Source organism: Mesorhizobium sp. CNPSo 4671, assembly GCF_057784245.1.
This window is the reverse complement of sequence record NZ_JBWLUW010000040.1, coordinates 1-9,517: the sequence shown is the minus strand read 5'-3', so window position 1 is coordinate 9,517 and position 9,517 is coordinate 1. Positions and strand designations below refer to the sequence as shown.

5 protein-coding genes and 3 pseudogenes are annotated in these 9,517 nt (G+C 57.5%); 6 read left to right on the top strand and 2 right to left on the bottom strand.

Annotated features, from left to right (window positions below):
• Window positions 1-208: 208 nt before the first annotated feature.
• Window positions 209-335, bottom strand: a pseudogene (locus tag AC04SF_RS37010) (bifunctional Delta(1)-pyrroline-2-carboxylate/Delta(1)-piperideine-2-carboxylate reductase); the annotation flags it as partial.
• Between the two features lie 141 nt (window positions 336-476).
• On the opposite strand from AC04SF_RS37010, the pseudogene istA reads away from it, so the two are divergent.
• From istA to alr, 4 genes and pseudogenes are all read left to right on the top strand, one after another.
• Window positions 477-1,631 (top strand): annotated as a pseudogene (istA, locus tag AC04SF_RS37005) (IS21 family transposase).
• A 28-nt stretch (window positions 1,632-1,659) separates the two neighbouring features.
• Window positions 1,660-1,942, top strand: a pseudogene (locus AC04SF_RS37000) (ATP-binding protein); the annotation flags it as partial.
• 574 nt (window positions 1,943-2,516) lie between these two features.
• On the top strand, window positions 2,517-3,734 hold the full coding sequence (locus tag AC04SF_RS36995; RefSeq protein WP_488481825.1) for an arginine deiminase: 1,218 nt from the start codon (window positions 2,517-2,519) through the stop codon (window positions 3,732-3,734).
• Between the two features lie 180 nt (window positions 3,735-3,914).
• On the top strand, window positions 3,915-5,042 hold the full coding sequence (alr, locus tag AC04SF_RS36990) for an alanine racemase (protein WP_488481824.1): 1,128 nt from the start codon (window positions 3,915-3,917) through the stop codon (window positions 5,040-5,042).
• 293 nt (window positions 5,043-5,335) lie between these two features.
• Here alr and AC04SF_RS36985 read toward each other — a convergent pair whose 3' ends face one another.
• Entirely contained in the window at window positions 5,336-5,713 is a 378-nt protein-coding gene (locus tag AC04SF_RS36985) for a hypothetical protein (RefSeq protein WP_488481827.1), read from the bottom strand.
• Between AC04SF_RS36985 and AC04SF_RS36980 the strand changes: the two genes are divergently transcribed.
• Window positions 5,597-6,598, top strand: coding sequence for an IS5 family transposase (locus AC04SF_RS36980; RefSeq protein ID WP_488481826.1), 1,002 nt, complete (start codon window positions 5,597-5,599; stop codon window positions 6,596-6,598). The two genes, AC04SF_RS36985 and AC04SF_RS36980, sit on opposite strands and share 117 nt — an antisense overlap.
• A 717-nt stretch (window positions 6,599-7,315) precedes the next feature.
• Entirely contained in the window at window positions 7,316-8,896 is a 1,581-nt protein-coding gene (locus AC04SF_RS36975; protein ID WP_488481823.1) for a carbamoyltransferase C-terminal domain-containing protein, read from the top strand.
• Window positions 8,897-9,517: the final 621 nt, after the last annotated feature.

The window sequence follows — 9,517 nt, the reverse complement described above, 5'->3', positions numbered from 1 at the left end:
ATCTCTTCCAACTTGAGCTCGCTGACCCCTCCGGAACAAAAATTTGCCGATCTGATTGATGAGCTTCTGGGCCTTTATCCCGAGATGACCTGAAGGTGTGGCACCCAGCATTGCATCATCGAGCGCCCCATCAACGTCGTATGACCTTCCTGGCAGCTGGATTTGAAAACGGTCCGGCCGATCTCGTTTAGGCGGCCCGGGTGGCCAAAACAGCCCCCGCGCGCCCGTCGACGAACACCCGCGCCCCAGATCGCAGCCGTATCACTTTCGCGCATGTCGGGCTTAAACGCGCCTATGAGATCGAGGTGCGATCCCTCCCGCAGCCACGCGCCCGCCGCATCGTCCGGATATGCCGCTGCGGCGACGGCATGATGCGAACGCTGCTTTATGAAGCCACGCAGACACTGGTGGCGCGCGTGACGAAATGGTCGTGGCTGAGGGCGTGCGCTGGGATTTCGGTGATCGAGATCGGGGAGATGATCATGATACTGGATTTGCATCGGCAGGGCCTGTCGGTGTCGGCGATCGCCAGGGAGAGCGGGATCGACCGCAAGACGGTGCGCAAATACATTGCGGGGGCGGGCTCGAGGCTCCGGCCTACGGACCGCGCAAACCGCGTCAGGCGGTGATCGATCCCTTCACAGCTTATCTTCGCGAACGCGTCACGCGATATCCGGGCTCACGACTTCCTGCGCGACGTCCGTCCTGCGTCAGCGGAGCGGGGCTACGAGGTTCGCTTCGAGACCCGCCCGGCGAGCAGGCGCAGGTTCGACTCTTTACCGACGAACCAACGACACCGAGGATCGTCTGGCTATTCTCTCTGGTGCTCGGCTTCAGCCGCTTGATCTGGGCACGCTTCGTCGTCCACCAGGATCTATCGACGCTTCTAGGTTGTCATGCCGCCGCCTTCGAGGCGCTGGGCGGCGCTCCTCGCGAAGTGCTTTACGATCGTATGAAGACGGCTGTGATCGGCGAAGGTGAGGCCGGCGGCATCGTCTACAACCGTGCCCTTGTCGATCTTGCCCGGCACTATGGTTTCCATCCCAAGGCCTGTCGGCCTTATCGCGCCAAAACGAAAGGCAAGGTCGAGCGACCGTTCCGCTACATTCGCGAGGATTTCTTCCTGGCCCGGTCCTTTCGTAATCTCGAAGACCTGAACGCCCAGTTGCGCCACTGGCTGGACATGGTCGCAAACCCGAGAGTTCACGCCACCACAAGGCGTGTCGTCAACGAAGCTTTCGCCGGGGAGCGGGCAGCGCTGCGGCCGCTGCCATTGGCTCCGTTCAGATCGGTCCTGAAGCTCGAGCGACGCATCAGCCGGGAGGGCATGATCAAGCGTCGGCGGCAATTTCTACAGCGCGCCCGACGCCACCAGGCGCCGTGTCGTCGAGGTGCACACCCGAAGAGGTGCGCGTCTTCGAGGACGGCGCGCTGAGCCACCCATTCCATTCTCGAAGGTCGGCATCAGCGCATGTTGGGCCGGTCATCGCAACATCCATGTCCACAAGCGCCGAGAGAGACCGAAGAACGACGACGTCACCCTTCACGGCTCCGGTGACAGGGTCGCTCAGCGCCCGTTGGCCTTCTACGATGCCGTCGCCCGGTTGATGGCGAAGGAGCAGCGTCCGTGACGAACGCGCTCGATAACACGCATCCACAATCGATCGAATCCGCCACGACCTCGTCGGCCTGGATGCCGCGGGCGCTCGAAACGCTCGATCATATCGTGCGTCGGCTCGAGCAAGCCGATATCGCCGCCCTCGAAGCCATGGACATCCTCCTCTCGGAAGAGTTGACCCTGCGGGAGAACAGCCGTATCAAGACGGCACTGCGCATGGGGCGCCTGGCCACGATCAAGACGCTCGCCGGCTTCCACTTCTCTTTCCAGCCCTCGCTCGACCGCGATCGAATCTTCACGCCTGCCCAACTCGGCTTCGTCGACCCGCTGCGAGAGCTCGCCGTCATCATGCATGCGATGCTCCGCTCCGGTGAGCTCTTCAACAGGGCGATGGCCATCGCCTAACTCTCGAGCTGTGCAGCGCCCATGGCGTGAAGAGGAGTCCCTGCCAGGACCCAGGCTGGTCCATTCCGTAAGACCGTCGCACCACGAGTTTGCTCGGAGCGTGCGAGACATACATTGGAGGGACCATCCCACGAAGCCCCATGATGCGGCGACCCATGTCGACCGCGTAGACGACCGTGCTCCCGGCAAACACCTCCCGCACCAAAAGGCGCTTGCAAATCTCGCTATTAGACGACGGTCTTACCCTTTGTAGGGAGTCGGACAAACCTGTGAGCCTACCTGTCGGACGCGACAGTCAACCTCTTGATCATAAGTCGTCTTTGGTCGGCATACTTGTTGCAGGCGGAGGATTACTCATTCGCACATTAACGGAGCCGCCTATGTCCACGCAAACGATTTCATTTGAAAGCTATGCGCTGGCGACCGTAGAAGGCACCAGTCACCCCAACCTTGTGGCGGTGTATGGCCTTCAACTGACAGTGAGGACGGCCATATGACGACCTTAGGGGTTCATTCAGAAGTTGGCCGGCTACGTGAGGTCCTTGTTCATCGACCAGACCTTAGCCTCCGCCGCCTTACACCGAAGAACTGCAAGGGCTTCCTCTTCGATGATGTGATTTGGGTCGAGCGTGCGCAACAGGAGCACGATGCCTTCGTGGAAAAATTTCGTGAGCGCGGTGTCGTCGTTCGTTCTTTGGGCGACCTGCTGTCGGAAACTTTGGCGTTGTCCGACGCCCGCGGCTGGCTCCTAAATCGACGCGTCTGTCCTTCAGTCGTCGGCCTGGATTTCGCCAATGAGTTGCGGAGCTGGCTTGACGAGATGCCGTCAAGTCAACTCGCGGCCTTGCTCATTGGCGGGATCGCGCGTGAGGATCTTGAATTTAAGCCGCACGGGCTGACTGGGCGAACATTAAAGCCCGAGGATTTCGTTCTACCTCCTTTACCGAACCAGCTTTTTACGCGTGACAGTTCATGCTGGATCTATGGCGGCGTCTCAATCAACCCCCTGTATTGGCGCGCTAGACGGCCTGAGGCAGAGAATGTTGAGGCAGTCTATCGCTTCCATCCTCGATTTCGGGACGCTGGCTTCACACGGCTGTTGCCTGATCGAACCAACGGTGCGCTCAGTCTTGAGGGGGGGGATGTGATGCCAATTGGTGACGGTGTTGTTCTAATCGGTATGGGTGAGAGGACCACGCCGCAGGCCGTCGAGGCATTGGCGCGCGCTTTGTTCAAGGTCGACAAAATCACTCGCGTTATTGCGGCTCTGATGCCCCGGGACCGTAGCTTCATGCATCTCGACACCATCTTCACCTTCTGCGACCGAGACCTGGTGACGATTTACCCACCCGTGGTGGAGGGGCTGCGAACGTTCACTCTCCGCCCGGGCAATTCTGAGGATACGTTCGATGTCACCGAAGAGGATGAACCCTTCTTGTCTGTCGTGGCCAAGGCCCTAGGACTTAAGGCTCTCCGAATAGTGCCTACCGGCGGCGATCACTATGAGGCGGAGCGAGAGCAATGGTCCGACGCAAATAACGTAATTGCGGTCGAGCCGGGCGTTGTCGTTACCTACGACCGCAACGTCAACACGAATTCATTGCTGAGTCGCGCCGGCGTTGAAGTGATAGCGGTCGAGGGCGCAGAACTCAGCCGTGGACGAGGTGGCGGCCGTTGCATGACTTGCCCGCTAGCACGCGATCCCAGCTAGAATCAAGTACTCGCAATGAAGATCCTCTTCCTAGTCGCCAGCCGCACTGCGGAAGACGAACTTTTAATACATTGGCCAAGCGGGCGCGACAAAAGTTGTTGCTCGCCCGTGCTCTACTTCGGATCGCAACCAATAAAAAGAATGCGATGCTTCTCGATCAACTCGCAAAGGGGGTAAAAGATGTTGTCCATACCGCAGCGCGCGGATGCTGTGCTAGAAGTCAATCTGGCGGCAGTTCAGGCAAATTTCCAGACTGTGTCGGCCATGGTCGGACCACATGTAAAGGTGGCAGCAGTCGTTAAAAACGACGCCTACGGGCTTGGTATTATTGAGGTCACAAGGACGTTGGCCGCCGCCGGATGCGATCTTTTTTTTGTTGGAGATCTCCACGAAGCGATGGCAATAAGGAGTTCCAAGATAGGCGCGACGGTTGCGGTTCTCTGCGATCAATTTACGACGTTGAGGAAATACTATAGATCCAGCCGGATTACACCTGTAGTGAATAACTCCGGTGAACTGGACGCTATTAGCGCTGCGGGCGAGGCGCAAACATATTTTCTCAATGTGGAAACCGGCTTCTCTCGCTTCGGGCTTACTTTTGACGACGTACGCAGAAATTATCTTTCCGGCACTTTTAAGCGGCACCACCCCTCAGTCGTCCTCAGTCACCTCGCTTGTAGCGATCGCGTTGCCGACGCAATGAATGTGCTGCAGAGTAACCGCTTTCGGGCGATCTCCAATCTGCTTAAACCTGCCCGTTGCAGTCTAGCCGCATCCGCGGGTGTTTGGCTCGGGAAGAATTTTCATTTCGATATCGTCCGGGTGGGTTCAGCGCTTTTTGGTCTCAACAACGCCGGCATTCAACCGAACCCTCTTCTGCCCGTCGTAAAACTTCAGGCAAATATACTCGATGTGCGAAATGTGCCCAAGGGTGAGGCGGTCGGTTATGGCGCGACATTTCGTACGGTCCGAGACAGCCGCATAGCGATCTTGGGCATCGGTTACAAGCATGGCCTTCCTTGGGCCTGCGGAAACAAGATATCCGTCCGGTTTGCTGGATATTCGGCTCCTCTGGTCGGAAGAACGTCGATGGACTCCACCGCGATTGACATAACGGACGTTCCTGAGGCAGTTTGTCTTCCGACCGTCTCGGTCGAATTGCTGGGTGAGAGTTTCACCGTGAATGATCTCGCAGCGGCCGCTGACGCTTATGCTCCGGAAGTGCTGATGCGCGTCGCCGCCGGTTGCGCAAGACGGTACTTGAATGTGCCCTCTGCACTGCGATCGTCAAGAGTTAGGACAGATTAATGGCAAGCCCGGGTTCGAAAGCGATCGGCTGGGGAACCATGCATTGCAGCTGGGTCAGGCACCGTTTCCACTCTGCGGTGCGGGAATCATCCATATCAACAGGTCGTCCTCGGCCAGTTCAAGTCGACTGACGGGACCCGCCGCACCGGCTGTGGCCGGTAGCGACGTTGATGCCCTGCATACTGGGTGCTCGATGCCGACTGGTTTTGAGCCTATACTGCCACGTCGTCTATGCCATTACAGCGGCGGAGCTATCGTGGCAGTTTGCCTTAGAGCCTGTCTCGAAACTCTTCCTAGTCGGGTCTTCTGGGCGTAAGACTGACCCGCACGTGCTTGGCAGTGATGAAGCCGGCCACCCCGTAGCTTGCACCCCACTCGATGCGGTAGTTCTCGTCAACGTTGGTGATTTCCAGATCAAAGATGATTGCCGGCATCATGTCGAAATCGGCGCAATTGTTCGAGCTCACGCCCTCAAGGGCGAGGGTAACTGTCGCGTGCTTGTCGAGAACAAAGTAGCCTTTGGCATCCACCTCGTCGTCATATTCCAGGCCTGTATGCGCAGTAGCCCCCCTTTCCGGAGAAGGCGTCTCAATCAGTTCGGCATCATGGAAGCGTGGCACGCGCCCGAACCACTTAACGAGGGCCTCGCCTCCGGGAATATCGTGCAGCATGGACTTAGGTGGTGTCATGACTTGCGAACGGGGTTGAGTGGTCACGATAGCGCTGATTCAAAAGGGGTTGCTGTAACCGTTCTGGAACCTGCGATGTGGACTCCAACAACCCGTCGGCAGCATAGCCGAACAGGGCTACGCTATGCCAGCGATCTGACCGACGCCGAATGGACACTTATCAAACCGCTCCTCCCACCTCCTTGCGATCAGGGCCGCCCTCGCTCCTGGCCGCTGCGTGAGCTCGTCAACGCAATTTTCTACGTGCTGCGCTCGGGTTGCCCTTGGCGGCTGCTGCCATCGTACCTTCCGCCGAGAAGCACCGTGTTCCGCTGGTTCCGCCGCTTCCGTGACGAGTGCCTGTTCGAGAAGGTCAATCACCGGCTCCTCATTCTGGACCGCGAGCGTTGCGGCCGGGATGCCTCGCCCACAGCCTCGGTCATCGACAGCCAGAGCGTCACGACTTGCGAGAGCGGCGGGCCGCGCGGCTATGATGCGGGCAAGAAGATCATGGGGCGCAAGCGCCACGCTTTGGTCGATGCGGACGGTCGGGCACTTGTGCTGTTCCCGCATCCAGCTAGCATCCAGGACCGCGACGGCGCTGGGCCGGTCCTGCAAGCCTCGCGGCGACCCTTTCCCTTCATCCGCAAGGTCTTCGCCGACGCTGGCTATCAAGGCCCCCCGAGTAGCCGAAGCTACCTCCGTCGCAGTCGAGATCGTAAAGCGAAAGCCCGATCAGGTCGGCTTCGCCGTCCAGCCCAAGCGCTGGGTGGTCGAGCGCTTCTTCGTCTGGATCAACCGCAACCGGCGGCTATGGAAGGACGCCGAGGCGACCATCGAGTCCGCCACCGCGTTCCTCTACGCTGCGGCCGTCATGATCCTCGTTAGGCGCATCGCGCGTAACTCATGAGCAGTTTCGGGACGGACTCTTAGCAAGGTATGCAACGGCGACCGCGACGAGGGCGACAGCGCTCTCCTCGCGCTCATTGGGCATGACTTAGCGAAAGCGACACGCGAAGTATGGTCGGGTCAAATATTCACCACCTTATGCCCGCGATGCCCGCCCGCCTTCACCGTCGCGCGGACTGCCCAGTGAGTCGAACTCGTGTGATCGGCGAGCGTCCCCTCCACGAGCTTCTCGACCAGCGCAGACTGAAGTGGTGCAATGCTCGGGGCATGTCTTGTCGCGCAGCAAATCGTTAATGACGCCGTTCCTGCTCCGCCACACGCCCGATCCTCGATTGGCTGACTACCACGATCGCGGCGGCCCCAGACCACCAACAGAGTGAAACGCGCTCGCCAGAAGCAGTTGACGCAACGTCCCATTGAATGGAAATATTAATGTCATATATCTTTACAATTATTTTGCCTACAACCACAAAAATTGACCATCGCCGGGGTTTCAAGATCAGGCCGCACTTGCTACACGGATGCTATAGAGTTATTGTAAGAAAGAGGCGCCTTTTATATATAGCAATCTTCTGGCGATCAATCTGCTAGCCTGGCTTGAGGCGTTGGTGCCGCAAGAGGCGAAACGCGCCTAGCTTGGTCAAAGTCTTCCCGCAATATCTCCGATAGTCTTCATTCTGTAGGAGCTCATCCAACATGAGAATAATGTCGTTTAAGCCGGGTCATGACGGCGCAATTGCAGCGCTGGATGCGTCAGCAGCCGAGCTCATCTATTCATACGAGGCTGAGAAGGATAGCTTTCCCAGATATTCGACCATCACTCCATCAGCGGTCCTTGACGCCGCTGGCCGCATGCAGGCCATTCCGGATGTGATTGCCGTGAGTGGCTGGTCGATCACGGAAAACCCGAGCCACAGGCCCGTTGCGGCAGGCTACTATGGCGTTGGCAACGGATCGGAGATTGTCGGCGAGACATCTATCTTCGGCAGGAAGATGCATTTCTATTCCTCAACGCACGAACGCTCCCATCTCTGGGGATCCTACGGCATGTCGCCGTTCCCCCTGGGAATGCCCTGCTATGCGCTGATTTGGGAAGGGGACATCGGCGATTTCTATGAGGTCGATGAGCGACTGAAGGTAGCTCATTTGGGCAGAGTAATAACTGCTCCGGGTAGCAAGTATGCTCTTCTCTATGCGTTGGCCGATCCGAAATTCACCTTTCCCAAAGGACACTTGCGCTTCGAGGACGCCGGCAAGGTAATGGCGCTTTGCGCCTACGGGCAGCCCGGACCGCCTGACCGGGAAGAGCAGGCCCTGATTGACTACTTGCTTCCAAGCGATCTGTACCCGCTGTCCAAGGAGACTCTGCTGAATTCGCCCTACTACAACATTGGCGTAACCGATCAGAAGTTCACTAACCTTGCTAGGAAAGTTTCTGACGCCATTTTCGAGTCGTTCCACACTTTCGCGAAGAGGCATCTGACAAAGGGGTACCCGCTGCTGATTTCCGGCGGATGTGGATTGAACTGCGAGTGGAATCGCCGTTGGCTCGAAACAGAGCTTTTTTCAGATGTTTTCATTCCGCCATGCACAAACGATACGGGCTCGGCGATCGGGACCGCTGTGGACGCCATGCGGCATTTCACCGGCAATGCAAAGATCAAATGGGACGTGTATTCAGGGCAGCCGTTCGTGTTGGACGAAATTGACCACACCGGACTTGTGATTTATCCACTCGACTACGAACAAGTGGCCTCGGCATTGCTCGATGACAAGGTGATCGGCTGGGTGCAGGGGAATTGCGAGATCGGGCCGCGGGCGCTCGGCAATCGGTCAATTCTCGCGGCGCCTTTTTCAAAAGCAACTCATGAGCGTTTAAACCGAATCAAGAACCGGGAGGCTTTCCGCCCGATCGCACCGGTTTGCCTGGAGCAGGACGTGGCGCTCCACTTCGACTTGGCACGCCCGTCGCCCTACATGCTCCTTTTTCAGAAGGTTATCGATAGCCGGTTAGAGGCCGTTACGCATGTTGACGGCACAGCGCGGGCCCAGACAATTTCATTGGATCAAAACCCCCCCCTGTTTCAGCTGCTTACCTCGTTCAAGGGAAAAAGCGGGGTCGGCGTTCTCTGCAACACGTCGCTTAACTTCAGTGGCACCGGCTTCATAAACCGTGCAAGCGACTTGCTGACCTATGCCCGAGCTGCAGGTCTCGACGGATTTGTTATCAATGATTCCTTCTACCTTTTCCAGGAGTCTCGCGCGGCATCGATATGAAAGAAAGAGACTATATGAACGAATGTCCACTAGCATGAATTAGAGTATGGCGGCATCGGACGGCCCTGTTGGCGGCGTCGAGGGCGGCCAGAAAGTAGCAACAAAGCGAACGCAATTCACAATGGAACAGCGGAGCCGGCCATGTCCGGCGATGATGCTGCGGCGCGTGTTTATCAGCAGTATTTTGTAGATAAGCAACACTTCACTTGACAAGATAGACATTTATATGGGGTGCCCTATATGGTATAATTACTGTTACTACAATAGTACCATTCAACGGTTCACTACTTAAATTAGGCACATGCTTTAAGAAGGAATCGCAGAGCGCGCTGAGCACGAAAACGCTCAACAAGAGTAGAAGCACTAGACGCCTCCATCACAGCAACGGTCTATTCTGAGTCCGCGCTGGCACGTCCTTACAAGGCCCAAGGGAGACTTAAGCATGAAAGCAACGAGACGGTTTTTCGAGGAGCCCCTAATTCAGGCAGATCCCGAACTTGCACGATTAATCTCAGCAGACGAGTCTAGGCAGCGAAGCCAGGTAGAATTGATCGCCCCGAAGAATTACATGAGTAACGCGGTCCGCCAAGCGATGGCATCGATGGTGGTATTCACCACCGT